23 protein-coding genes are annotated in these 25190 nt (G+C 47.2%); 9 read left to right on the top strand and 14 right to left on the bottom strand.

Going from position 1 to position 25190, the window contains the following annotated elements; all coding sequences use genetic code 11:
* Positions 1-4: 4 nt before the first annotated feature.
* The 5 genes from MHH63_RS02760 to MHH63_RS02740 all read right to left on the bottom strand — a co-directional run bounded on the left by MHH63_RS02760 (position 5) and on the right by MHH63_RS02740 (position 6066).
* Positions 5-1744, bottom strand: coding sequence for an ABC transporter ATP-binding protein (locus MHH63_RS02760; protein ID WP_076194572.1), 1740 nt, complete (start codon positions 1742-1744; stop codon positions 5-7).
* Positions 1741-3522: an ABC transporter ATP-binding protein gene (locus MHH63_RS02755; protein ID WP_341171987.1), complete on the bottom strand. Its 1782-nt coding sequence runs from the start codon at positions 3520-3522 to the stop codon at positions 1741-1743. The genes MHH63_RS02760 and MHH63_RS02755 overlap by 4 nt, the downstream gene beginning before the upstream one ends.
* 171 nt (positions 3523-3693) lie before the next feature.
* On the bottom strand, positions 3694-4713 hold the full coding sequence (locus tag MHH63_RS02750) for a helix-turn-helix transcriptional regulator (RefSeq protein ID WP_175619010.1): 1020 nt from the start codon (positions 4711-4713) through the stop codon (positions 3694-3696).
* A 200-nt stretch (positions 4714-4913) separates the two neighbouring features.
* Positions 4914-5675 (bottom strand): SagB/ThcOx family dehydrogenase, encoded by a 762-nt coding sequence (locus MHH63_RS02745; protein WP_076309184.1) that lies wholly within the window; start codon positions 5673-5675, stop codon positions 4914-4916.
* A 166-nt stretch (positions 5676-5841) separates the two neighbouring features.
* Complete coding sequence (locus MHH63_RS02740) at positions 5842-6066, bottom strand: helix-turn-helix domain-containing protein (protein ID WP_019908812.1); 225 nt, start codon at positions 6064-6066, stop codon at positions 5842-5844.
* 215 nt (positions 6067-6281) lie between these two features.
* Here MHH63_RS02740 and MHH63_RS02735 point away from each other — a divergent pair, with 215 nt between their 5' ends.
* The 8 genes from MHH63_RS02735 (at position 6282) to nagA (ending at position 15653) form a co-directional block, all read left to right on the top strand.
* Positions 6282-6449, top strand: a complete 168-nt coding sequence (locus tag MHH63_RS02735; protein WP_169744806.1) for a hypothetical protein — start codon at positions 6282-6284, stop codon at positions 6447-6449.
* Between the two features lie 939 nt (positions 6450-7388).
* Entirely contained in the window at positions 7389-8276 is an 888-nt protein-coding gene (gene efeO / locus MHH63_RS02730; protein ID WP_076280485.1) for an iron uptake system protein EfeO, read from the top strand.
* 5 nt (positions 8277-8281) lie between these two features.
* Positions 8282-9619 (top strand): iron uptake transporter deferrochelatase/peroxidase subunit, encoded by a 1338-nt coding sequence (gene efeB, locus MHH63_RS02725; protein WP_076280486.1) that lies wholly within the window; start codon positions 8282-8284, stop codon positions 9617-9619.
* 238 nt (positions 9620-9857) lie between these two features.
* A complete protein-coding gene (locus MHH63_RS02720; protein ID WP_254847702.1) occupies positions 9858-11462 on the top strand; it encodes an FTR1 family iron permease in 1605 nt (534 codons plus the stop codon).
* A 197-nt stretch (positions 11463-11659) separates the two neighbouring features.
* Complete coding sequence (locus MHH63_RS02715) at positions 11660-12640, top strand: LacI family DNA-binding transcriptional regulator (protein WP_076130419.1); 981 nt, start codon at positions 11660-11662, stop codon at positions 12638-12640.
* A gap of 234 nt (positions 12641-12874) precedes the next feature.
* On the top strand, positions 12875-13753 hold the full coding sequence (locus tag MHH63_RS02710; RefSeq protein ID WP_076219325.1) for a MurR/RpiR family transcriptional regulator: 879 nt from the start codon (positions 12875-12877) through the stop codon (positions 13751-13753).
* Positions 13753-14481, top strand: a complete 729-nt coding sequence (nagB, locus tag MHH63_RS02705) for a glucosamine-6-phosphate deaminase (protein WP_076219324.1) — start codon at positions 13753-13755, stop codon at positions 14479-14481. Before MHH63_RS02710 ends, nagB begins: the two co-directional genes overlap by 1 nt.
* Positions 14469-15653, top strand: coding sequence for an N-acetylglucosamine-6-phosphate deacetylase (gene nagA, locus MHH63_RS02700; RefSeq protein ID WP_076130422.1), 1185 nt, complete (start codon positions 14469-14471; stop codon positions 15651-15653). The genes nagB and nagA overlap by 13 nt, the downstream gene beginning before the upstream one ends.
* A gap of 81 nt (positions 15654-15734) precedes the next feature.
* Here the strand turns inward: nagA and MHH63_RS02695 are convergent, their stop codons facing one another.
* Entirely contained in the window at positions 15735-16763 is a 1029-nt protein-coding gene (locus tag MHH63_RS02695) for a YhcN/YlaJ family sporulation lipoprotein (RefSeq protein WP_341171190.1), read from the bottom strand.
* Between the two features lie 201 nt (positions 16764-16964).
* Between MHH63_RS02695 and MHH63_RS02690 the strand changes: the two genes are divergently transcribed.
* Positions 16965-18032, top strand: coding sequence for a glycosyltransferase family 4 protein (locus MHH63_RS02690; RefSeq protein ID WP_076219322.1), 1068 nt, complete (start codon positions 16965-16967; stop codon positions 18030-18032).
* A 76-nt stretch (positions 18033-18108) separates the two neighbouring features.
* Here MHH63_RS02690 and MHH63_RS02685 read toward each other — a convergent pair whose 3' ends face one another.
* From MHH63_RS02685 to wecB, 8 genes are read right to left on the bottom strand one after another with little or no spacing between them, the layout of a single operon-like run.
* On the bottom strand, positions 18109-19146 hold the full coding sequence (locus MHH63_RS02685; RefSeq protein WP_076141521.1) for a glycosyltransferase family 4 protein: 1038 nt from the start codon (positions 19144-19146) through the stop codon (positions 18109-18111).
* Positions 19143-19865 carry a glycosyltransferase family 2 protein gene (locus MHH63_RS02680; RefSeq protein WP_076130426.1) on the bottom strand — a complete coding sequence of 241 codons (723 nt, stop codon included), beginning with the start codon at positions 19863-19865 and terminating at the stop codon, positions 19143-19145. Before MHH63_RS02680 ends, MHH63_RS02685 begins: the two co-directional genes overlap by 4 nt.
* Before the next feature lie 33 nt (positions 19866-19898).
* Positions 19899-20474: a class I SAM-dependent methyltransferase gene (locus MHH63_RS02675; RefSeq protein WP_076130427.1), complete on the bottom strand. Its 576-nt coding sequence runs from the start codon at positions 20472-20474 to the stop codon at positions 19899-19901.
* Positions 20475-20479: 5 nt separating this feature from the next.
* Entirely contained in the window at positions 20480-21196 is a 717-nt protein-coding gene (locus MHH63_RS02670) for a glycosyltransferase (protein WP_076130428.1), read from the bottom strand.
* Positions 21193-22164 (bottom strand): NAD-dependent epimerase/dehydratase family protein, encoded by a 972-nt coding sequence (locus MHH63_RS02665; protein WP_076305606.1) that lies wholly within the window; start codon positions 22162-22164, stop codon positions 21193-21195. Before MHH63_RS02665 ends, MHH63_RS02670 begins: the two co-directional genes overlap by 4 nt.
* Complete coding sequence (locus MHH63_RS02660) at positions 22161-23000, bottom strand: dTDP-4-dehydrorhamnose reductase family protein (protein ID WP_076305607.1); 840 nt, start codon at positions 22998-23000, stop codon at positions 22161-22163. The genes MHH63_RS02665 and MHH63_RS02660 overlap by 4 nt, the downstream gene beginning before the upstream one ends.
* Positions 22997-23983: a polysaccharide biosynthesis protein gene (locus tag MHH63_RS02655; RefSeq protein WP_036679704.1), complete on the bottom strand. Its 987-nt coding sequence runs from the start codon at positions 23981-23983 to the stop codon at positions 22997-22999. Before MHH63_RS02655 ends, MHH63_RS02660 begins: the two co-directional genes overlap by 4 nt.
* Positions 23973-25067 (bottom strand): non-hydrolyzing UDP-N-acetylglucosamine 2-epimerase, encoded by a 1095-nt coding sequence (gene wecB, locus MHH63_RS02650; protein ID WP_076103696.1) that lies wholly within the window; start codon positions 25065-25067, stop codon positions 23973-23975. The genes MHH63_RS02655 and wecB overlap by 11 nt, the downstream gene beginning before the upstream one ends.
* Between the last annotated feature and the right edge of the window lie 123 nt (positions 25068-25190).

Below are 25190 nucleotides of genomic sequence, written 5' to 3'. Positions count from 1 at the left end.
TTGCCTAAGATGTGATGCGGAATCCAACGGATTGCTGTTGCAGCTTCCAGAGCCGGTCGTACAGTCCGCCGCGCAACAGTAAGGCTTCATGTCGTCCCTGCTCGACCAGCCGACCGTCTTCCAGTACGATAATGTTGTCCGCACCGCGTATGGTTTTCAGCCGGTGGGCGATAACAATGACGGTTCTGCCCGTAATCAACGCATCAATTCCTTTCTGGATTTCGGCCTCATTCTGCGGGTCAAGCGATGCAGTAGCTTCATCCAACAGCACAATTGGAGCATTCTTGAGAATCGCACGGGCAATGGAAATTCGCTGCTTCTCCCCTCCGGAGAGCGTACTGCCGCCTTCGCCTACCGGCGTATCATAACCAAGCGGTAATTTCATGATGAAATCATGACAGTGAGCCATTTGCGCTGCCTGCTGAATATCCCGCTGCGACGCCCCCGGCCGCCCAAAAGCAATGTTGTTCCCGATGGTATCTTGGAATAGGTACACATCCTGAAACACCACCGATACAGATCCTAGCAGATGTTCTGGATCAATATCCTTGATGTTGCGCCCACCTAGCAGAACGCTCCCTTCTTCAGGATCATAGAAACGTGAGATCAGGCGCAGCACTGTACTCTTGCCGCTGCCTGACGGGCCCACAATTGCAGTCAGTGAACCTTGCGGCATTTCCAGACTTAAATTTTTGAGAACAGGCTCTCCTCCATAGCTGAAGGTTACATTGTCAAACCGAATGGTGCTGCTTTTAGGAAGAGGACTCGTATTACCTGTCATTACCGGCTGGCGTAGCAGGTCTACTATACGTTCACCCGCTTGTTCGTTGTAGCGGAATTCGGCATAATTGGCTAGCGCCGTGGTCAATGGATCATAGATACGTGTGCCGACAATAAGGAATACTGCCAACTGCAAAATACCGAGCTCCCCCCCTAATAATAGATGAACACCTACGTATACCATTAAGGTCAGTCCCGCACGAAGAAGAGCCATAGCGGTTAGAATAACCGGACCGAACATCCCTTCCAGCTTCACACTTTCCTTCATCAAAGTTTTAAAAGAGTTATCCAGACGGACAAATCGTTCTCCCGTCAGGTTATAGGCCTTCATTACCCGTATACCGTTCAAGTATTCTTGCAAGCGGTTCGCAGCGTTCAGCTTGGCCTTCATATGATCCGCTCCGAGTCTCCGCCGCAGCTTGCCCGATATATACATGATCAGGAGAGCAACCGGCAGCGCTACGAACATAGAAAGCGCCATCCGCCAGTCCAGAAACAGTAAACCAGCAAGTGCAAATATCGGCAGGACAAAAGCTCCCGCAAGCTGTGGCAGCAGATGTGAAATGCCCGTCTCAACGAGCGTGAAATCGCCCATCATCATATTGGCTAAATCACCTGGGTCCCGGCGAGTCAGGTAACCCAGCGGAAGCTTCCGCAGATGTTCTGCTAATTCTGCACGTCCCTGTGCAGCAACATTGTATGCCCCGCGGTAAGCGGTGCGATAGGCGGGAATCTCACTCAGGAACATCAGCACCATGACGGCGACAAGCCCTGCGCAGATCCACCAAAGGCGTTCTGTCTGAAGTTCTGCGCCTACAGTAATATAAGGAGCAAAAATCAACCGCACCGCCTCAATTACAAGCGCGAACGGCAGCACACTAACTAGATTAGCCAGCAAAGAAAAAAGTACAGGCTTCAGCAACTGCTGCGGTTTACCGGCAGTAATATTATGCAATACCTTCATAGCTGATCCCCTCCTTTTTCCATATGCCAATCTCCGGCGTCACTGTAGGCATGCCACATTTTTGCGTAAAGCCCCTTCGCCTCAATCAAACCTGCGTGCTCTCCACGTTCCACGATTTCTCCATCCCGCAGCACCAGAATTTGTGCAGCTTCACGTATAGAGGAGAGTCGGTGAGCAATGACAATAACCGTCTTGCCGCGCATAAGCTCCGTAAGTGCTAACTGCATATGAAACTCATTTTCCGGGTCGGCAAAAGCAGTCGCTTCGTCGAGCACGAGCAATGGTGCATTTTTGAGAATAGCCCGAGCTACTGCAATGCGCTGCTCCTCACCACCCGAGAGATAGACACCGCCCTCACCAATTAACGTATCGTATCCCTGCGGGAGCCGAGTAATGAACTCGTCGCATTGTGCCGCTCTGGCTGCAGCCTGGACTTCCTCAAAAGTCGCTCCCGGTTTGCCGACAGCAATATTCTCATACAAAGTGTCATAGAACAGGAAGGTTTCCTGAAATACAAAAGCAACTGTATTCATTAATTCATGGATTGCCATATGGCGAATATCGACTCCACCGATGCGGATTGCACCCACTTGCGGGTCCCAGAACCGCGGCACCAAGCTGGCCACCGTCGATTTTCCCGAACCTGACGGGCCTACCAGTGCTGTAACCTTCCCTTGTTCCGCACGGAATGAGACTTCGCTGAGCGCCGCTGCAGTCCCTGCATCTTCACTGTAGGAGAAGGTTACATCCACAAATTCAACGTCAAAAGTATGCGGAGATAGCGGTTCTGCTATTTCCGGTACAGGCTGCTGTGCCAAGAGACGGTCCATCCGCTCCACGCCTTCGCCAATATCCCGAGTGCTTGAAGCCAGCAGAAGTAGCTTGTAGAGCGGAGATGAAACGCCGGGTGCCATAATCAGAAAGAACAACAGCACAAGCGCAAAGGACATGGAATCCGGCCGACCGCTTAGCATGAAGACGCCCACCGGCAAAATAAAGGTAAATGGTGATGCCAGCAATGTTTTGAATAAGATATAACCTGTTTGATAACGGTCCGTATACTCCAGACAATAATCGCGGTAGCTGGTCATATCACTGTAGAACTTTCTGAAAGAATGCACTGTCTGCCCGAACACCTTAACCGCGGGCATCCCCCGTACATACTGCACCGCCGAAGTATTGATCTGCTCCAACGAATCATGATACTGCTTCACACTGGCCTTGCCTCTGCTGCTCATCATAAGCGCTGACTGCACACCTAATCCTATAATTATCGGCAGCAGGCAAGCTACCGCTAACGGCGGACTAAGCCAAAACATCGCCACGATCATCAGCACCGTAGAAGCCAGCACGCTGACTAAATCGGGAAGCTGATGCGCTACGAAATTTTCCACCTTGTCGACATTCTGCTCTAGCGTCTTCTTGACCACGCCTGTTGAAGTCCCGTTCAGGAAACCGAGCGGCAATCTGCCCAAATGCTCGGTCATTTGCACACGCAAATTATATTGAATACGAAAAGCCGCAATATGCGAGCACATAATACCACAATACGAAGTCACCAGCCCTCCGATTAACCCTCCAAGTGCAATCCACCCCCAGCGGATCATATACGCACCGTCGACCTGTCCAGGCAATGAAGCATGGCGCAGCAGCTCTGCCAAAATGAAATAAACAGACAAAAACGGAATCAGCATTAATACAGCGCTGACAGATGACAATATTCCGGACAAGAGCAGCAAACCTCGCTTCTCTCCGGCGATCTCCAGCAGCCTTGGCATGCCGGTTTTGGTTTTACTCACAGCTGTTCCCCCACTCTTGGTAATTACACGCAAAAAAAGTGCACTGAGAATGATTCTCTGTGCACTAGTGTATAGGAACGTTGTTCACGATTGCTACCGTTTAAGGGATTATAATTAACCAAATCAGGAGCATCTGTGCAGGATACGGACTTACATCTTAATACCGAAGAGGCGCTGCCTGCCGCTGATCAGATATTCTCCTGGACGCACACCGAACTTTTTGCGGAAGGCTGCCGAGAAATGACTCACATTACCGTATCCAACTCTGGAGGCTGCTTCACTTACAGTCATACTCCCTTGTTCCAGCAGCTGCTGCGCTCTCTGCATCCGTTGTTCGATAACGTAGGCATGCACGGTATAACCAAACATTTCCTTAAAGCCCTTTTTCAGCTTGAACTCATTGAGGCATATAATGCGAGAAAGGCCTGCAAGCGTCGGCGGGTGCAAATAATCACGCTGCAAAATCTCCTTAGCGAGCCGCAGGCTCTCCATATCCTCTCTGGACAGCTTGACCGAGCGTGGAATCCGGTCTGCTTCATATAAAGATTCATTGAGATAGACCGCCATAAGCTCCAGCATTTTGCCCTCCAGATAAAGTTCACGCATGCCATGGCTATAGGAACAATCCGCAATCTGCGATAGAATGAAGCGGATGGATGGTGTGATGTTATTTTTTCCAAAAAACAAACCCGCACCAGCTCCGATGCGAAGCCGTGTATCCTCAGTCAGACCACTGGTCATCCGCTCAAATTGTGCAGGGCTCATATCTATGCTGATGAATCGGTACCCCGCTCCACTCAGGTATGTGCAGTTTTCACTTCTTACTCCGCCATGAAACAGCGCAATTTCTCCTGTATCTATAACAAAATAGTCCGATTTCAGCGAGGTCCCCCACTCAATGCCATGCCCCATGCAGAATGCCAGCTCTGTACGCGGAGTGCTAAAATTGCCCTTCGCTTCGATATCCCGATTAAAACAGAGATTAAAATCTGTCATCTGGATATACCCATGGCTAAGCAGGCTGCGGCAACTGCCTTCCCCTATTTCGACTGGAGGTTTAATCTCAAAATGAGCCCCATCAAAACGATAATTATAATCCACCCCTTCACATGTAAGCGTCTTATGGGCATCAATCGTTTCTGCTTCTTTCAGTCCATTGCTTCGCTCCATGCACATCCCTGCTTCCTCTTACTTTGGGTTAATTATATATGCAATGAGAATGATTATCAATTAAACATTACGATTTCCTCTTCGTTCAGACTGAGCAGTTGGGCAAATACACTGGATTATAATCAAAAAAAACTTTCCCACCCCGAAGGGTGAAAAAGGCTTATATGTCTCACTTCCGAAGCCGTATCTAGCCTTCATAGCTACTCTCGTTTCTTCCCAACTGCCCCAAGATAGATAACAAACTCTTCATCGCCGTCTAATTCTAAAATCTCATCTATCAACTTTTGATCATAGATTCCAATTGCGCAAGCACCTGCACCGATGGATTCGCTGGCTAAATAAAGGTTCTGGCAGACATGTCCAACATCGATGAGGATTTTTTTGTGAGCAGAAATATCATACTTCCATTCGGAGCGGTAGGGTGTGGTACTCCAGGCAAACAATACAGAAGCCTTTTTGGCAAAGTTAGGGACAAAGGGCTGATCCAAAGTAATAGCATCAATCTTTTGTTCAAGTTGATCTAATTCAAACATAAATAAGAGCTTATGTTCCACAGGCAGATATCTGTAGATCCCTTGCCCAATGCCCTCTACACGCATAATCATTAAATAGGTTTCAAAGGTGTGCGTCGCCCCACTGCAGGGTACAGTCCGCAGCGTAAGTCCGTTCTTATTCATACCGCTAATCCCTTGGGTAGCCCATAATAAATAGGATAACTCCTCCAGACTAACAGTATCCTCAGAATAGAACCGTGTACTTCTTCTTTGATCTATACAATCAAAAATATTTTCTTTACTCACAACGTCTTTGCTGACCTTGGGCAAATCAATAATTAGTGAATCTGAATCAAATGGCTTAACAATTGGCGGTTGTGCAATTCCCTTGATCTTATCTGTTTTGATATGTTTGAATTCATGAAAATTGGATTTCAGAAAATTTCTTTGTTGTTCATATCTGGTCATAACAGATCCTCCTGAACTACCTTAATAGCTCTAATTTATCATGTCATAAAAATCATACGGTGATCTAACTCACTGTTCAGTTGTTTTGGTGAGTAAACAAAAAACCTCCCTTTGCCCCGAAGGGCAAAAGAAGGCTTAAACGCGTCACTTCCGAAGACATGGCCAGCTATATTTTCAGCTCCCCAAGCTTGATCAGCTCGACAACCGCTTGTGAACGGCCTTTAACGTTTAGTTTTTGCATTACATTGGAAATGTGGTTTCGAACTGTTTTTTCGCTGATAAATAATAAGCCAGCGATATCACGAGTCGTTTTGTCCTGCACGAGAAGCTCAAAAACTTCGCGCTCACGATGAGTCAACAGAAATTTGCTGTGGTGTTCGTTCCCCTTCAATGGTGTCACCCCTCCTTGCCCTGGGTTTGTTTGGTATAACAAGGTAAAGGGATACAGTCAAAACATATTATGTAGTGTTGATGTTAATGGTGCTGTCACAATTATAAAATGGGCTTAGTTCATTCAAATGCAAAATCCTGAAATTTTCATGAATAAGAACATCTTTTTTCAGGGCAAACTACGGTTTGTTGTTCCTTATTAAAGGAGGTGTATGTATGAGCCATTCAAAAAACAATCAACCTACCAAAGCAGAAGTACAAACAACGAAATTAAACAAATTACCACTCGTAGGTAAATTCGAACCCGAATTTTCTGCAGAGGAAGCTGCAGAAGTGTTCGAAAACCAACCCTCTGCAGATCATGAATCCCATAATGAACGATAAAAAGCGGATGACGCCTTGATCTTATTCTTAAGCAGATCAAACCTTCAAAGAATGGAACTGTCACTTTAACAGCTTAATTAACTATAAATGAGACGGTTCCCTTCATTTAAACATCGTAAACGACTTAGAACAGCGATTCGCCATTAATGGGAATCGCTGCTTTATGTTGTAGGCTGTTGGCTGCCCACTCCAATAGTGTATTCACCAGCCCCAACTGAGGCTTTCGGACCCAGATGGCGTTATTAACAAATTTATCGCCTTTTGAGCGAAGTTTCGGACTCCAGTGACGCTATTCCTTAGAAACAGGCTCATATAGGGTACTTTCTAAGCCAATAGCGACTATGCGGTCCGATAGCGGCTCAAATATCGAATAATGCTGCATTTAGTGTCATCTGGGTCCTTTAGTTACTGCTTATGCGCAAAAGTTTGCTGGGGCCGTTACTGCTGCGTCGCGCAATGGTTCGCCGGGTCGCCGGGTCGACTGCCCGCTCCAATAGTGTATTCATCGGCGCCAACTGAGGCTTTCGGACCCAGATGGCGTTATTAACAAATTTATCGCCTTTTGAGCGAAGTTTCGGACTCCAGTGACGCTATTCCTTAGAAACAGGCTCATATTCGGTACTTTTCAAGCCAATAGCGACTATGCGGTCCGATAGCGGCTCAAATATCGAATAATGCTGCATTTAGTGTCATCTGGGTCCTTTAGTTACTGCTTATGCGCAAAAGTTTGCTGGCGCGGTTACTATTCTGCTTTTTCAATTGTAATCGGATACATTACTACAAAACACACTCCCGACCCTGGGAGTTTTTTGTCGTGCCATTATTACAATGAGATACATCACATTTTTATATTGACAGTAATTGTATACGGACTTATGATAAGTCCAACATAATTGATAACGATTATCATTTAGATATAAAAAAAGGGGTGTTTTTTTAATGAAATTTACTTATGCTGTGCCTGCAAGTCTACTTGCGGCCTCCATACTGTTCACTGGATGTGCCAATAACAACAACTCTACAAATACTGCTGCCAATAGCACTACAGCCACCAACGCACCGACGACTGCTGCAGCTACTAACACACCGGAGACTGCCACCGCTGACTTCACGTCAGCTATAGATCAATATCGCACATATGTCATCCAGCAATGTGATGAATTTGTGAAGCAAACAGAGAGTTTCACCAACGCTGTAAAAGAGGACAAGATTGATGAGGCTAAGGCGCTCTACGCTCCTGCCCGCATGTACTACGAACGGATTGAGCCTATTGCAGAAGCACTTGGTGACTTGGACCCAAATATCGATGCCCGGGAAAATGATGTAGATGCGGCAGAATGGCGCGGTTTCCACAAGCTTGAGAAAGCACTCTGGCAGGACAATACAACTAAAGACATGACAGAAGTTGCTGACCAATTGCTGAAGGATGCACAACTGCTGCGTGCGAAAGTTGAGACCGTTGAGATCGACGCGAATCTGCTCGTAACTGGTGCTGTTGAGCTTTTAAACGAGGTCTCCTCCTCCAAAGTAACCGGAGAGGAAGAACGTTACTCGCACACAGACCTGTATGATTTCGTCGCAAACGTTGAGGGTGCGCAAAAGATATACGAGCTGTTAAAACCAGAACTAGCTAAAAAAGATGCCGATCTTGAAAAAAACATTGGTGAACGATTCGCTGCCTTGCAAGCTGAGCTTGCCCCTTTCAAATCCGGAGATGGATATGTTTCCTATGAAGAGCTGAAAGAAGATGAAGTACGTAAACTGAGTCAGAATTTGGACGCCTTGGCTGAGCCATTGTCCAATATGGGAACTATTCTAGGAGTGTGACCCTCATGAATAAACATAACAAGTTCACTGGAGTACCAGGTAATCCTGAAAGTCCCCTTCTTAATGATCAATCGAAGAATGAGCCTATATTTGGTAAAAAATTAAGCCGCCGCGATATGCTGCGGCTTACTGGCGCCACTGGCCTTGGTCTTTTGTTAGGGGGCGGAGGTGTCGGTGGAATTATGGCTGCGCGTAATGCTGTAGCTGAGCCAACGAAGGCCGCAGAAGGTGATTCCAGTTCCATTCCTTTTTATGGGAGCCATCAGGCGGGGATTTTGACACCTGCACAGAACTTTATTTATTTTGCTGCCTTTGATTTCACCACAACCAAACTGGCCGATGTGAAAAAACTAATGCAAGCATGGACCACTGCCGCTGCCGCTCTTACTACTGGCGAGCTTATTGGTGACGTAAATGACAACCCCAATCTTCCACCCTCAGACACCGGGGAAGCGGACGGGCTAAACCCTGCACGGTGTACGCTGACCTTTGGTGTTGGTCCTTCCTTTTTTGATGAAAGATTCGGCTTAGCTTCGAAACGCCCAGCCCTATTGGCCGATCTTCCGGCATTTGCGGGTGACAATCTTGATCCGAAATGGTGTGGCGGGGATATTTGTGTGCAAGCCTGTGCGGATGATCTGCAGGTCGCATTCCATGCGATCCGCAATCTGGCGCGTATCGCCCGAGGGACTGCTGTACTGCGCTGGACACAGGAAGGTTTTCAACGCACTGGAGCAGCGGATCCCAAGGGGGCTACACCACGCAATCTTTTGGGTTTCAAAGACGGCACGGGCAATCCCGATACAACCGATAACGCTGAAATGAACAAAGTGGTCTGGAACAGCAGCAGTGACGGTCCTTCTTGGATGAGCGGCGGCACTTATATGGCGGTACGCCGGGTACGTCTGCGTATTGAAGTCTGGGATCGGTCGTCGCTAAGTGATCAGGAGGCTACCTTCGGGCGTTATCGTCACACCGGAGCTCCACTCGGAGCTAAGGATGAATTCGATGATCTGGATCTTTCAGCTGCGGACGCTTCCGGGAAACCTGTCATTCCGGTGAATTCACATTCCGCATTGGCGCATGGTGACGGTACAGTCAAAATGCTGCGCCGCTCCTACTCTTTTTCCAGCGGTTTGGACGTCACCACGGGCCAGCTTGATGCAGGTTTGTTATTCATTAGCTTTCAACGTGATTTAATGAAACAATTCGTTGCCATTCAGCAGCGCCTCTCTAAGACTGATCTTTTGAACGAATATATGACTCACACCGGCAGCGCTGTATTTGCCTGCTTCCCCGGTGTCCGCAGTGGCGGCTTTATCGGGGAAACACTACTAAGCTAAATTTATGGCTGTCCATTATTGAAGGGGGATTATCCCGATGTTATCTCTTACGCATCCTAAACGGCAAATGCCAAAGGTTGCCTTGCTGATTCTGTTTGGCTTTTTGTGTATGCTTTTGCTCTCCAGCCCCGCGGGGGCGGAGGGCGATGGCACGGTCGACGAGCTCCTGCCGCCGGTCGGCAGCGCACTCGTCGAAGCCGGCCAGAGCCGCTGGGACGCGGCCGCGGCCGATGTAGAAGTGTTCGCTGCGCTGTGGCGCACCGCGAACACAGGCACGCCGGACCCGGCACTCGCCGGTCCGGCTGCTGCCGTTGACGCCGCGCTTGCAGACGCGGCGAAAGCCCTTGCGGCGGGCGGCGGCGAGCCCGCCAAAACCGCACTGTCCACGCTCGCGAGAAGCGTGGACGCGTACGTCACCGCCGCCTCCGGCACGGTCGGTGGTGACACCGGAGCCGCCGGACGCGAGACGGCGGCGAAGCTTTTGCCCGCGGCGGAACGCACGCGGGATGCGGCGCGCAGCGCCGACTGGAGCGCGGCAGCGGCAGCGTACCGCGACATCGTCAGCGGATGGAAGCCGGCGGAGCGCAACATCCGGGCGGATGATTCCGCCGTTTACAGCCTGCTGGAGACGCGAATAAGCCTGCTGCGGATTGCGCTGCAGGCTGAACCGCTTCGCGAGGCATCGGCGAAATCGGAAGCAGAAGCTCTGTATCAACTGCTGGCTGATTACAGTGAAGGCAAAACCATTGACGCTGGGGATACTTCCAGTGAACCAGCTTCTATAGAGGGACTAATCAGCTACCTGAACAAAGCATCCTCCGCTGCCAAAGACAATAACAGCACAGAAGCCGCTAACATCATGGAGCAATTCATCGTAGCCTGGCCTTCTGCCGAAGGGCAAGTCCAGATCGCCTCACCAACAGTCTACAACAATATCGAAAATGAGAGTGCGGCTGTCACAGGTTACCTGCTCTCAAATCCGCCTAAACTGGATCAAGCTTTAACCATCATGAACAATATGCTTAGCGAACTAACGCCTTTGGCTGGTGAAACCACTTATAATGCTTGGGATGCCGCTTTGATTCTCTTGCGCGAAGGGCTTGAGGCTATTCTCGTCTTGTCAGCTCTTCTTGCTTACCTGAAACGTGATGGGAACGCCAAAGCGCAAAAATGGATCTGGTCCGGTGCAGCTGTCGGCCTCATCGCAAGTATCGGATTGGCTGTTGTGCTCACTTATACCATTTCTCGGGCAGCTTCCGGGGGAGCACGGGAGATGATTGAAGGAATTACTGGTCTTGTCGCAGTAGTTATGATGCTCACAATCGGACGCTGGTTACATAGCAAATCAAACACTGCAAATTGGAACAACTACGTGGGTAGGCAAGTTGATGGCGCGCTGGCCAAAGGAAACCTTTGGTCACTGTCCTCCGTTGCAGCGCTTGCTATTTTACGTGAAGGTGCAGAAACTACAATTTTTTATGTGGGCATGGCTCCATCCATCAAGCTGTCTCAATTACTGCTTGGGATTGGATGTGCTCTGATTATTCTTGTTATTGTAGGTTATGCAATTATTGCCTTGAGTGCAAAATTACCGATTGCCGCCTTCTTCCGTACAGCTACAATTCTGATTTATTACCTAGTATTCCGCTTTCTTGGGGAGAGCATTCACTCGCTTCAGGTTGCCGGCAAACTTCCTGCACATGTACAAGAGGGCTTGCCTTCAATTAACTGGCTTGGCATGTATCCCACTTGGGAAACCTTGCTTCCACAGCTGCTTGTCCTGTTGTTTATTGTGTGGGAGCTGTTTCGGAACAGATCGCCAAAGGCTTCACGAACAGCTTAGTTTTATTAATACAATAGATATACCGGTCCGTCACGCCCTTGTGGTTACGCCGGTTTAGTCCGGTAATCTCTTGCATTTACAGTCTAATTTATGAAATGGATTCCATAGCAAGCTTTTTATTTGGGAGGTAATTTGCGGACAATATGATAAAATAAAATGACTATACACAAGCACAAAAGGGAGGCTGTTGTACTCTAATGGCTAATATTAAAGAAATTGCCCGTATGGCTGGTGTTTCTGTGACAACAGTCTCGCGGGTGCTCAATAATCACCCTTATGTAAGTGAAGTCAAACGAACCGCAGTCCTAAATACTATTGAAAAATTAAACTACACGCGTAATATGAACGCCGTGCATCTGATCACTGGGCGGACTCAAGCTATAGCTGTTATTATTCCGTATACCAACTTATTTTATTTCTCAGTCATTATTGCAGGCTTGGCTCAAGAAGCACTGCTGGCTCAATACCGGCTCGTTCTCTGCCAAACCGATTATCGTACGGAAGAAGAAATTAAGGTGCTTGAGATGCTGCGGAACAAAGAAATTGACGGTGTAGTTATGGTCTCTTCAACAATGAGCTCAGAAGCTATTGAAGAATATACAGCTTATGGTCCTATTGTGGTATGTCAGGATAGGGGAGAACGCCAATTTTCTTCTGTATATATTGAGCATTATTCTGCTTTTCGCAGTGGCCTTCAATATTTGAATGATAAAGGTTACCGCCATATTGGCTACTGTGAAGGAAGACCACACGGCAGCAGCAGCTCTATCCGCCAAATTGCCTTTAGAGACTTTCTAGAAGCTACAGATCAGCCTTACAATGATGAATGGATGATCTATAACTGTCTGACCGAAGAGGACGGTGCCCGCGTACTTCACCAACTGCTGCAGATGAAGAATCGTCCTGATGCCCTGATTATTTCAGCAGGCGATCATATAGCGGCTGGTTTAATCATCGAAGCTTGGAAAAAGGGTATCCGCATTCCTGAGGATTTGGCCGTCATTGGATTTGATGATCAGCCTATCGGCCGAACGTTAGGTCTGACCACTGTAGATAATCAGTTAACTGAAATGGGCATATCCGCTTTTCGGATTATCTATGATCAGATCCAGCGAAATGATGGACAACCCGTTCACCGCAAGCTTGAGTACCGTATTATAGAACGCAATACAGTATAGTATAGTATCCTTTTCATCTTATATCTCCGTAATTACATCATTTTAACGGTCCACTTTGCAGCCTTCTGCGAGTAGACCGTTTTTTATTTTTGCATATTCCCCTTTAGTATTCATTTTTATCCCTTGCTTCCGAATGGAATTTGTTTTATCCTAAATATGAAAATAATTTTCTGCATTTAGTTAATAATCATAAAAATAATTTCAATACCCCATTGAAACGAGGTGGATGAATGGATGTCCCCAATACTGCATGCACTCGAGCATGAGAAGGCCAAGCTCTCTCAAATGGAACGAAAGCTGGCTGAACGAATTCTCTCCTCACCAGGCGAAATCGTTCATATGGGCATTACAGAATTAGCAGAACAATGCGGAATAAGCCCGGCAACGATCACACGTTTCTGTAAGGTGCTTCATTTTAAAGGCTTTCCGGATTTCAAGGTGAAGCTGGCAGCAGAAATTGCTCATAGTGATGCCGCGCCGCAGGATGGTGGCTCTTCTTATCAAGATATTGTAGCCGGCAACCCACTCTCCGTGATTGTGGAAGCGATGCAGACGAACCATCTGACCTCCATCCGGGATACTACCTCACTGTTAGATCTGGAGCGATTGCAGGCAGCAGTTCATTTATTGTGCCAAGCACGCCGCGTTGATCTATACGGGATGGCGACCTCTTCCATTGTCGCTCAGGATTTCTATCAGAAGCTGATCCGCATAGGCGTAAATTGTACTGCTTTTGCTGATTCCCATATGCAGATTACCTCTGCTTCATCACTCTCCGAAGGTGATGTCGTATTTGCAGTATCCTATTCGGGAGAGACTCCCGAGACCATTGATGCCTTGATGTGTGCGAAGGCTAGCGGAGCAAGCACTATCGCACTAACCTCTTATGGCAGCAGCACCTTGGCTACTCTGGCGGATATCCCCCTATTCTCCTCATCTTTGGAGAAAGGCATGCGCCGGGGAGACATGGCCTCACGCATAGCTCAGCTTCACATCATTGATATTTTGTTCACTGGAATGGTCAGCACCCGTTTTGGGGATTTTATTCCTAGACTGGAGCAATCTTATCTCAATGTCCAACAATACCGAAACAAACGAGGAGGACAATCCTAATGAATATTCTAAAGTTCCATAGTGATGAAGATTTCGTACAAACGGGTGCGAATCTTATTGCCAGCCTGCTGCAAAGCAATCCTAAAGCCGTGCTCGGTCTTGCGACCGGAAGCTCCCCAGTTGGGGTTTATGCCAAATTGGTTGAAATGCACCAAAAAGGACTTGTGAGTTTCTCTAAAGCAACTTCCTTTAATCTGGATGAGTATATCGGCTTGCCTGTCGACCATCCACAGAGCTATCGCAGTTTCATGAACGAGCAATTATTTAACCATATAGATATTGATTCAGGACAGACACATATCCCTAACGGAAACGCAGCGGATATGGAAGCAGAATGCCTTGCATACGATAAAATGCTGGAAGAAAACGGACCCGTTGACTTGCAGATTCTCGGTATTGGCAGCAACGGCCACATTGGATTCAACGAACCCGATGCTAACCTCAGCAGCAAAACCCATGTCGTCGACCTGCTTGAAGATACCCGGGAAGCAAATGCTAGATTCTTTGACAGTTTGGATGAGGTCCCTCGGCAAGCGATCACAATGGGCATTGGAGGCATCCTAAAAGCACGCCAAATCCTCTTATTAGTTCGTGGTGCCGGCAAAGCTGAAGCCATTCGCAATGCTGTTGAAGGCCCGATTACAACCCAATGCCCTGCATCTTTGCTGCAGAGCCATCCAAATGTAATCGTTCTCGTAGATGAAGGAGCAGGCAAATGGCTGAAATAAATAAAGAACTAGAACAGTTGCTGTTCGGTAAGGTACTGACTCCCCAAGGTTTAATTGAGCACGGTGTGATTGCCGTATCTGGAGAGCAGATCCACTATGCTGGCGATGCGGCTTGGCTTCCAGAGCGTTACGCGCATTGGCCTGCCAGTGGTCAAGCAACGGATCTTCTGATCCCCGGATTTGTAGATGTACATGTTCATGGTGGAGCTGGCCACGACTTTATGTACAGTGATACTGAATCGCTGAATGCCATCACTAAGTTCCATAGTTCCCAAGGAACAACAACAATGCTGGCTACAACCATGACCGCTTCCAAGTCTGCTATTGACCAAGTATTCTCCGAAGTCAGCGCTTATCGCGCTGCTGAAATGCCTTACACACAAATCGCAGGCATGCATTTGGAAGGACCCTTCATCAGCCCGAAATGGTCCGGCGCACAAAATCCAGAGCATATTGTTCCTGCCAATATTGAGTGGCTAGCACAATGGGAGAACGATTATCCAGGAATGATCCGGCAAGTCACGCTTGCTCCGGAACGTGAAGGTGCCCTCGAAGCTATTCTCTGGCTGCGCAAGCACGGTATAACTGCAGCTCTCGGGCATACGGATGCCTCCTTTGAAGAGGTTATTGCCGCAGCAGATGCTGGACTTAACCAAGCCGTGCATATGTTCAATGCGATGACACCCCTACATCACCGTAAGCCTGGAGCGGCTGGAGCTATTTTGTTCGATAAGCGCATTCGCGCAGAGATTATAGCCGACGGGATTCATGTTCATCCCGCAGCCATTTCTATATTGACCCGTCTCAAGAAAGAGAACAATTTATTACTGATTACTGATGCCATGTCTGCAACTGGACTTAGTGATGGTGAATATACAATCGGTGATTTACCTGTACTCGTTCAAGATGGCATCGCTACCCTTAAAGATAATCCCGCTGCTCTAGCTGGAAGCACACTAACGATGATTCGCGGCTTCCGTTATCTGATCCAAGAGGTAGGACTCACCTTGGAAGAGGCCTCCCGCGCTGCAAGCCTTACGCCAGCGGCGTCCATTGGAATGGAACGAAGCATTGGCTCCTTGGAGGCTGGAAAACGCGGCGATATCCTACGCCTTGATGCTGAATTTAATATTCGCGGCGTATGGATCGGCGGACGTCCAATCACCACTTAATAAAATTAGCTCCAAACAAAAAAGCAACAATTCTCTCCAGATGGTGAGATTGTTGCTTTTTTATTTAGATCACAAAAATCATTAATAATTACGAGTTGGGAAAATTCGTTCAACCATGGTGCGGAATTCATCCACAAATCCTTTTATCGGATGACCGGCACGAGCCTCTTCAGCATAAACATTGGCGCGTTCCACGAAGTCAGGATTTGCTGATACGTATACATCCTTAATTCTCGCATCATGTTTTTTAACTTCCGCAGCAATTTTATCTTTAATTGCTTTGGTAACTGTTTCTGTTTCTCTTGTATTTATGGTGTTATTTGTGTTATTCGTGCTATTGGTGTTGTACATATGCGTCGAATTACTTCTGTAATTCGTATCATGGGTACTAGGAGTGGTACTGCGCATGCCCATTCCCATTCCAGTTCCCATACCTTTTCCCATCCCCATATCTACATCATGTTTCGAGCCATTGCTGTTCAGCAGAGGACCATTATTATAAGTATGGTTTCTTGTCGTACCTGTTCCCATAGTACCTGTACCTGTTCCCAACATATCCGCTCCCAAATTACCCATGCCATTGATTCCATTTCTGGTTGCCGGTCCAGTACTTGTTGTACCAGGAACTGTATTTACAGTACCTTTTAAGGCTCCGTTCATACCATTGGTTACGGCTCCAGTATCATTCATTCCATCACGGCCAATTTTCACTCTTCCTGTACCAGACATTACGCCAGTCGGTCCATAATTGTGAGGAGTGGTTGAGGATTTTGCCCGATAAGATGGAGTCCCTTTGGCACGCAGGCCAGCAGTTGCATCATTTAAAGTTACTGCTACATACGCGCTTTTTCCTGCAAGCATTACATTCGCTGAGCGGACTTCAGGCATTGCAGCAATCCGGTCTGCAAGCTCCTGACTAACTTCCATCTTAGTGATGTTATGTGTGCCACCGCGTACGGAATTCACACCAATACGCCCATCATTTACTCCCCGGACACTATTGGTTTGCACATTCGATTTTTCTGCCGTATTGGTTCCACACCCCGTAATACTCACCAAGCCGAGAAGCAATGCAGCTGAGACTGACATACTGATCTTGGATCGCAACATGAATTCATCCTCCATCTCTAATGTTGTATGTGTGCAGTGTACGATCGTTAGGATGACCTTCTGAAGAACAAGCTATCCTGAAAGGATTTGGAACTATGCCGCTTTGACCGTCACCCGCGAGTGCAGATCGGCGTATCTTATAAACAGTAAGCCATATCTCAACAAGTCGGTATTACTCCGCAAAAGTCAGGAGGCTTGTGCATGAAAGTTCTATTTACGTTTTATGTACCGAGTGGCGGGGTGGAGACATTAAATAAGCTGCGATGTGAAAGTCTCCAGCGAAGTGGGATCGAATGCCATGTTTTATATCTAATGCCGGGTTCAGGCCAGAATACGACCAATTTTCCGGTATTTGTCTCATCTTCAGATGAAGAAATTAAAAATTTGCTGGAGACCCATAATTACGATGCCATTATTGTTACATCTGATTATTTATTACTGAAACGTCTGCGTGAACTCGGTTACCGCGGTATTATGATATACGAATCTCAAGGCCTTGGAAAACGCAGTCATGCGGAAACTCTGATCAGAGATGCCGTCCCTTATTTACGTTCTTATTGTAATGCGGTACTAATCCCGCCAACCGATCATTTATTGGAGCTGTTTATTGAAATCTGTCCCTGGCTGCATCGTTATGTAATTCCGAATATTGTTGATGTCCAGTCCTTTCAGCATATCCCTGCTGAACCTCCCGCTAATCCGGTTATCGCTTGGGTAGGCCGGCTAGAGAGCAATAAAAATTGGCGGGAATATTTGAGAATCGCCCATGAAATTCGCCTTTATAAACCAGATATTCATTTGTGGATGTTCCATGATCCTAATTTAGCCGCAGAGGATCAGAAACAATCCTTTCAGGAGGAGCTACACGCTCTAGGGCTGAATGATCGTCTAAGTACTTTTACCAATATTCCTAATCATGTAATGCCCATTTATTATTCCTCGATCGCTAATTCGGGTGGATTCCTGTTAGCTACCTCCATTACAGAAGGATTTGGATATGCTGTTGCCGAAGCGATTTGCTGCACTTGTCCAGTACTTAGTACAGATTCCGATGGTGTCAGATCCTTTATTGTTCATAATGTCACGGGTAAATTTTACCCGCTTGGCAATATTCCAACTGCCGTCAACGAAGGACTGGAGCTTATGAACAATATTCCTCTGCGAGAGGGTCTCCGCCAGCAAGGAAGAGGATATATGGTCTCACGCTTCGGAACCGAGAAGTATGCGCAATCTTTTCGTGAAATGATGAATTCCTATGCCATCTTCTAACCGATATCATGCAAAAAAACCTTCAAGCCACTTCTCACGTGGTATTGAAGGTTTTTTATATTTTAAGGACATATTATTAAGAGTTCCTCGCTACGATCTCAAACAGTGCATTCTGAAACAATTGTGTGCTTTTTTCCCAAGTGAAATGCTGTGAATCCTGCTCCCCCTTACGAGCCAGCCGCTGGCGTAAATCCGGGTCTTTAATTAAGGTTATGATATCATCCGCGAGCCGATTCTCAAACCGGTAGGACATTAAGCAGTTATGGCCATGCCTGCCATATTCCATATTCCCACCGGAGTAAACAGTAACGAGCGCTGCTCCACAACGCATAGCCTCGATGCCTGGTAGCGATCCCGTATCATACGTACTTGAGCTTACAAAAATATCGCTCTCACTATAATGGTAACAAAGCTCAGTATCATTTGCAGGAGTCCTTATATGATATCGTTCGTCCGCTAATAAAGTTTGCAGGGTAGTCGACTCAGCAAATTCACCAGGAGGAATGATCAAATAAAGTTCAACTTCTGGATGAAGTCTTCTGACCCGATTTAACTGTTCAAGCAAATAGTCTTGTTCACGATGGCCTGAGAATCCACCCTCTGGCTTTCGCATAACCGCGGAAACTACAAGCTTATTTTCAGGTTCACGAATGTTCAAATTTCTAAAAACAGGATTCACACCAATGGGCACGATTGTCCCCTTAATCCCATGATTCATCTGGACGATTTCTTGCTGCCAACGGGATAGTACAAGCAGATTGCTGGTTAAACTATAGGATGCAAAAGAACGGCTATTGTCAGGTAAAAAAGTGGGCTCGTAGCAAAGCGCTAAACGAATATGAATCCCTTTTCCCTCATTACTTGCCTGCTGCGATACCTCGACTGTGGTATAAAAGTTGGAGACAATCACGTCCCCCACTGGAAAATCGCTGGCCGACAAATCACCATCTGCCGCATAACGCAATTCACAATTTATCTCGTATTCAACGACACCATCGCTGGGCAAGAGGATCGTAATTTCATGACCGATCTCTGACAGACGATTAGCCAGTTCTGCCAGCATCCGTTGTGCTCCGCCCCTAGATAGAGTTAGAACAGGAAATATTAATTTCATTCCCCTCTCTCCTTTAGCAGCAGATGCGATAGAACCCCGTGATGTTTTGCTTGTACCAGTTCTATCTCTCTTTTCTGCGCCTCACTATGAATCACTGAACCCATCTCTTGATGCACTCGATAATCAAGCTGCGGATGCTCAATATAAGACCAGCTAAAATGCGGTAAAATACGCAGCCATAAATCATAGTCTTGAGTATATAACAACATTTCATCGAACGTTCCTACAGCACGAAATATATCCATATGAAGAAGAACTGTACTCCCATTCACCGGACAACCCAACATCATAGTCTCAATAAAATGGGCTCTGCTGCTAAAAAGCATACTTACCGTATCTGAGATCCGTTCTCCCTGCTCATTTATATAATAATAGGCTGTATAGTTAAACAAAGTACCCGTACTTTTGAGCTTTTCTATTTGGTTTTTGATTTTATCCGGGTGAAATTGATCATCTGCACTGAGCCAGGCAAAATACGTTCCGGTAGCCACTTCTATCCCTTTGTTCAAAGCAGAAGCCGTCCCTCCATTACTCTTTTGTATATAAATGATTCTGTCACGGAAGGGGGCCAACTTCTCCAGCCATAGGGTAGAACCGTCATCGACTACAATAAGTTCTATATTCGGATAGCTTTGATCCAAGACACTTTGGATGGCGAGATCCACATACGAACAGTTATAAAATGGGATGATCACCGATACTTTAGGTTCTTCACTCATACGCGCTCACCTCCTTCACCCGGAGCTCAACTTTTATACTGTTTTACAAGCAAGCAGGGCATCTACTGGTGCATGGCTCTCCCCGAATGCTTCACGAAACGATGGGTTTTGGGCATGATGGAAACCTTTAAGTACCGTTACCTCATACCCGAGTGCAATAAAATCCTCCGGCTCCCACCCGCTCCGATGCTTTTGATAATGCTCTCCCTGCAAATGATAATGATCCATACCCTCCTGTGGAAAAAAGCCCCGAGGGGTAAATACAACTACTCGGTTATTGGCGATTCTTTCGGCCATCCCTAGCAGAGTCTTCGCTTCATTTTTATTAAAGTGCTCTATAGAATCAATAAAGGTAACCGCTGAAAATGTTTTGGGGAGGAACAATTTATCCATATGACTGGCATCTGCATGTACCGGAATAATATGAGGTGACTTATATTGACGATGCAGCAGGTACGGCCTGTGAATTTCTAATCCAAGCACTACTGCGGCTTCATATCGTTCAAGCAGGGTACCGGTGCCGCTGCCGATATCCAGAATACTCTGGCAGAATTTCAACTGTTCCAGTAAGACTGGCAGAAAGTCATTCACTTCAATTTCCCGGTACATTACCTTCAGCCCCCCATAGAAGAAATCAAGTGCTGCAGCGAATTCTTGTAGCGGGCATTGGTCGCAGCTGCCTCTGCCATAATTACATCAAAATATTTGATCGTTCCCATGCCCTCATGCGTCCGGTAAGCTGTGAGGGATTGATTCAACATCACCGGTGGATATCCGTTCAGAATGGCGCGGAACCATAAGTCATAATCATGGGTGTAAGGAAGTGATTCATCAAAAAGTCCGATGGCTCCAAACACCTCTCGTTTAAACATCACCGTACAGCCATTAATGGGATTACCGTGTAAAAAACAACGTAAGTAATCCAGGTGACTAGGAAACAATGGCGCAGCATTCAGCTGAACCAGCTGCGATTGAGCGTTAATATAATTAAAGTTGGTATAGGAGATTAACAAGTGGTTCTGCTCCATGAACAGAACCTGATTGTTGATCTTATCCCGATAAAATAAATCATCCGAGCTAAGCCAGACCACATAGTCCCCCGTTGCATTCAATATGCCGTGATTCAGTGCGGAGGCGGTTCCCCCATTGCCTTTGCCCAAATAATGAATTCGGGAAAGATACGGTGTAATTAGATTGCTATGGGCATGCGAGCCGTCATCAACAACAATGATTTCGTAAGGTTCCCAAGACTGGGAGAACGCACTTTGCAGGGCGTGCTCAATATAAGGACAATTATAAAAAGGAATCACTACCGAAACCTTCGGTCTCATAACAACCTCCCCTCCCCGCTAACTCGGTAATAATTCAAAATATCCATTAACGATTGGTTAAGCCCAATTTCCGGAAGCCAGCCCAGTGAAGTCACATCAGCCTCAGGGGTTGATGCTTCTGAATGAACCTGCTTATCCGCTGTGGCTGCGATCTCTGAAATAGCCCGTTCAGCATCTGCAGGTCCCCAGTCCATTGGCACTGGACCTACAGAATGACTGAGCAGCTGCTCCGCGATCTCCCCGAGTTCCCGCTGCTTCCCCGAATCGATGCGATAGATGGTTCCATTTGTACCTTTACGCAAAATGTAATCATAAGCTCTAACGGCATCTCTTACATCTAAAAAATCACGCAGCGCATAACGAGAAGAGAGCTTAAATGGAGGTATTTCCTCTTCTGGCTGGCCTTCACTTCGGACAATGTGCTGTGCTAATAAAGAGCAGAAGCCGGTGGAAGGACCGGGACCAATCAGATTACAGGGCTCAGCCAGCAGAACCGGCTGTTTAAATAAGGTGCCCCAAGCGAGGGACACCAGCTCTTCTATTGTTTTGCTAAGACTGTACGGGTGTGGTGGCCCAGCCACCACACCCGGTTTGAACTTAAGTCTGGAGCCTGCCACTAGAATCCGACTGCTCGGCAGGCTTCGCATGGCCTCCAGTAAATATAAGGTGGCCATCACATTGGTCTCCATATAAAGCAAGGGATTAAGCCATGACTCGGGTACGGAGTTCTTCCCAGCCAAATGAAGGACAGCGTCCGGTGCAGTTTGCTTGATCATCTCAGCTACTGCTTTCCGGTCACTTAAATCACAAACATAAATCTTTACTCCTTCTGGAAAAAGAGTGGAGGCAGCTGTCGATTGCGGCCGCAATACAGCGATAACCTCAGCCCCTCCTGCCGAAAATAATCGAACCGCATGTTGCCCGGTAAATCCACCGGCTCCGGTAATCAGAAGTCTTTGACCTGTCATAAATACATCTCTGACTGTTTCATCCAGTCAGCCAGTTCCTGCAGCATTAAAGGATATGAAGGCAGCGGCAAGAGGACATCCGCTCTTGTATTCACTAGTGTACGATCCTGAATATGTTCATCCTCAGGGATGATCTCCACATTTTCTTTATGAAAAGCCGCCTGAATATACTGAAGCAGCTCATATTTACTTACCGGCTCTGGATGCGCTAAATGGATCAGCCCCGATACAGGGGAATCCAGCATTACATCCACTGCTTTGGCTAATTGGAGCGTTGTGACCCCGTTCCACATCACCCGCCGGTATCCTGAAACTTTACCACTCTGCGCCAGGAACCAATCCATCAGACCAATACCGCCTGAGCGGATTTCGGGACCAATAATGGAAGTGCGAATCGTAAGATGCCCGGGTTTTTGCACCTCACCGAGACTTTTCGAAATTGCATATACAGAGGTTCCATCAGGAGCATCCTCTTCGGTGTACCCTCCGCGTGTTCCTTCGAACACGCAGTCGGTACTGATATGGATGAGCCTTGCCTGAACATCCTCCGCCTTTCGCCACAAGTGATGAGGGAGAAAGCCATTCACGTGGTAAGCCCCAATTTTGTCACGCTCCGCGAATTGATTGAGAACCCCCATTGCATTGATAATGCAATGAGGGGAAACGATATCGACCAGCTTCTCAACTCCGGCTATATCGTTCGCATCTACATACAGCCCGCCAAGATCGCTCTTATCCCGGGTTGTATGGAAGACGTGATGCTTGCCCTGGCGGCGAAAATAATCCGCCAGCATATGCCCCGCCATACCGTTTCCACCTAGGATAAGCAGCTTCATTGCAGGAACCCTCCCCGGATCAAGATGCTTTTGATCTCTTCCCGATCCATCAGATTCGTCTCTGAACTGAAGCTATTGAAAGAGACATGAGGATAAGCGCTATAATGTGCCTTTAATTCCGGCATGTTCAGCGTAGGGAGAATTACTAGATACTGTTCATCGTAGACAACGGTAGTTAAGCTTTCGAAATCGCTCATCAAAATCTCGTGGATTTTCTCCCCCGGACGAATCCCGGTCTCGACAATACTCACATTGGACTCTCCGGAAGCTTCAATCAGCACCTCAGCAAGATCGATAATTCGGCAGGTAGGCATAGTCATGACGAAGATTTCTCCACCCAAGCTAACCTCAGAAGCTTTAAATAATAACGTAATAGCATCGCGTAGGGTAAAAAAGAAGCGGGTCATTTTCATATCCGTAATGCGTACCTGACCCTTATCCTTAATCTGCTTCATGAACAAATGCACTACGCTGCCGTTCGTTCCGAGCACATTACCTCCGCGTACAGTAACGAACCGGGTGTTTGAGCCAATCAGATTGGCATAAACGAACAATTTTTCCCCGATCGCTTTGGTCATTCCATAGAAGTTGGATGGGTTCGCAGCCTTATCGGTAGAGATGTAAATTGCTTTCTCAACGCCATTTACAATGGCAGCTTCGATCACATTTTGAGTTCCCACTACATTGGTTTTGAGTGCTTCATAAGGCTGATCTTCACAGACTGGAACATGTTTGAGCGCCGCCAGATGAAAGATATAATCAACGCCACGGCAGGCTGCAATCAGCGCATCCTTGTCACGGATATCGCCAATGATAAAGCTGAGACGTTGATCTTCAAACTCCCGGCTCATCGCCACTTGAGCGGATTCACTGCGGGAGAATACGATGATTTCCTTAGGATTTTGTGGCAGAAGTTGCCTAATCAGCTCATGCCCCCAGGAACCAGTTCCGCCTGTGACCACAATCCTTTTATTATTGAACATGCAGGTTCCCTCCAAGCAAGAATTTAACTACCTTGACCGAAACATCCGGAGTCATGTATCCTTCCGGAGCCTCCCAATCCCGATTGAGCGCCGTCATCAGCTTGACGCTGCGCAGAATACTTTTCTGATCTACACCTGAGACTACATTGCTGCCACAATCCACTGTTTCTGGACGTTCCGTCGTTCTGCGAATCGTAACTGTTGGCACTTTCATCAAGCAGCATTCCTCCTGTACAGTCCCGCTGTCGGTGATGGCACATAAGGCGTGCTGTTCCAAATAGACAAAATCAAAAAATCCGAAAGGTTCATGAAATTCAACTAGTGGGTTCATTGGAAGGGAAAATTGCTCGGTAAGTTTGGAGCGAGTGCGAGGATGAATGCTGCATATTAAACGAATTCCAAAATGCTCAGCCACTGCGTTAAGACCCGACATAATTTGTACAAGGGACTCTGGATCATCTACATTCTCAGCACGGTGGGCCGTGACTAGGAAATACTGTCCTGAGGTAAGCTTCAGCTGTTCCAGAATGTCACTGGTCTGGATTTTGTGCTCAAAGTGGGTCATGACCTCATGGATCGGATTTCCTGTTAACACGATACGCCTGCTGGGGAAACCTTCGCTGATTAGATGTCTTTTGCTCTGCTGCGTATAAGGCATATTAATGGTCGAAACGGCGTCGATGACACGGCGGTTTTTTTCTTCTGGTACTTGGAGGTCATAACAGCGGTTGCCCGCTTCCATATGCACCACCGGAATTCCCATACGTTCAGCCAAAATCGCGCATAACGCGCTGTTCGTATCGCCCAGAAGCAAGACGCGATCTGGCTGTTCTTTTAGTAAAATGCTTTCTAACCCTCCGAACATGGCGGCAAGCTGGCCGCCTAGTCCTGCTTGTTTATCCTGCAGCACATAATCCGGTGCCCGCAGTCCCAGCTCAGCAAAGAAAATGCCGCTGAGACTGGCGGTGAAGTTCTGGCCTGTATGCACCAGGATGTGCCGCTCAGCATGTTCGTCGAGAAGCGGAATGATTACACTGAGGCGAATGATTTCAGGCCTCGTGCCTAAAATCGTCATGATCTTCATGAGTTCACTCCCCTGCCTGTTTAATTATGGTCTGACTTGGCTCAGTCAGCGGACTGTGCTCTGGTTGCTGGATTGAGATCATTGAGCGGGAAATGTACCGTTCATTTGGCTCAAGTTGCTGGA

It is taken from the genome of Paenibacillus sp. FSL H3-0310, assembly GCF_038002785.1.
GTDB classification, from domain to species: Bacteria; Bacillota; Bacilli; order Paenibacillales; family Paenibacillaceae; genus Paenibacillus_AQ; species Paenibacillus_AQ odorifer.
The sequence above is the reverse complement of the archived record's forward strand: the minus strand, read 5'-3'. Positions and strand labels throughout refer to the sequence as shown.

Bases quoted from the DNA above. Each gene is read 5' to 3' on its own strand.
- MHH63_RS02685 (WP_076141521.1), bottom strand. From the start codon at position 19,146: ATGAAATTAATATTTCCTGTTCTAACTCTATCTAGGGGCGGAGCACAA.
- MHH63_RS02745 (WP_076309184.1), bottom strand. From the start codon at position 5,675: ATGACCAGATATGAACAACAAAGAAATTTTCTGAAATCCAATTTTCAT.
- MHH63_RS02735 (WP_169744806.1), top strand. From the start codon at position 6,282: ATGAGCCATTCAAAAAACAATCAACCTACCAAAGCAGAAGTACAAACA.
- nagA (WP_076130422.1), top strand. From the start codon at position 14,469: ATGGCTGAAATAAATAAAGAACTAGAACAGTTGCTGTTCGGTAAGGTA.
- MHH63_RS02680 (WP_076130426.1), bottom strand. From the start codon at position 19,865: ATGAGTGAAGAACCTAAAGTATCGGTGATCATCCCATTTTATAACTGT.
- MHH63_RS02670 (WP_076130428.1), bottom strand. From the start codon at position 21,196: ATGAGACCGAAGGTTTCGGTAGTGATTCCTTTTTATAATTGTCCTTAT.
- MHH63_RS02655 (WP_036679704.1), bottom strand. From the start codon at position 23,983: ATGTTCAATAATAAAAGGATTGTGGTCACAGGCGGAACTGGTTCCTGG.
- MHH63_RS02760 (WP_076194572.1), bottom strand. From the start codon at position 1,744: ATGAAGGTATTGCATAATATTACTGCCGGTAAACCGCAGCAGTTGCTG.
- MHH63_RS02755 (WP_341171987.1), bottom strand. From the start codon at position 3,522: ATGCCAAGGCTGCTGGAGATCGCCGGAGAGAAGCGAGGTTTGCTGCTC.
- MHH63_RS02675 (WP_076130427.1), bottom strand. From the start codon at position 20,474: ATGTACCGGGAAATTGAAGTGAATGACTTTCTGCCAGTCTTACTGGAA.
- MHH63_RS02715 (WP_076130419.1), top strand. From the start codon at position 11,660: ATGGCTAATATTAAAGAAATTGCCCGTATGGCTGGTGTTTCTGTGACA.
- MHH63_RS02750 (WP_175619010.1), bottom strand. From the start codon at position 4,713: ATGGAGCGAAGCAATGGACTGAAAGAAGCAGAAACGATTGATGCCCAT.
- wecB (WP_076103696.1), bottom strand. From the start codon at position 25,067: ATGAAGATCATGACGATTTTAGGCACGAGGCCTGAAATCATTCGCCTC.
- nagB (WP_076219324.1), top strand. From the start codon at position 13,753: ATGAATATTCTAAAGTTCCATAGTGATGAAGATTTCGTACAAACGGGT.
- efeO (WP_076280485.1), top strand. From the start codon at position 7,389: ATGAAATTTACTTATGCTGTGCCTGCAAGTCTACTTGCGGCCTCCATA.
- efeB (WP_076280486.1), top strand. From the start codon at position 8,282: ATGAATAAACATAACAAGTTCACTGGAGTACCAGGTAATCCTGAAAGT.
- MHH63_RS02665 (WP_076305606.1), bottom strand. From the start codon at position 22,164: ATGACAGGTCAAAGACTTCTGATTACCGGAGCCGGTGGATTTACCGGG.
- MHH63_RS02690 (WP_076219322.1), top strand. From the start codon at position 16,965: ATGAAAGTTCTATTTACGTTTTATGTACCGAGTGGCGGGGTGGAGACA.
- MHH63_RS02660 (WP_076305607.1), bottom strand. From the start codon at position 23,000: ATGAAGCTGCTTATCCTAGGTGGAAACGGTATGGCGGGGCATATGCTG.
- MHH63_RS02695 (WP_341171190.1), bottom strand. From the start codon at position 16,763: ATGTTGCGATCCAAGATCAGTATGTCAGTCTCAGCTGCATTGCTTCTC.
- MHH63_RS02710 (WP_076219325.1), top strand. From the start codon at position 12,875: ATGTCCCCAATACTGCATGCACTCGAGCATGAGAAGGCCAAGCTCTCT.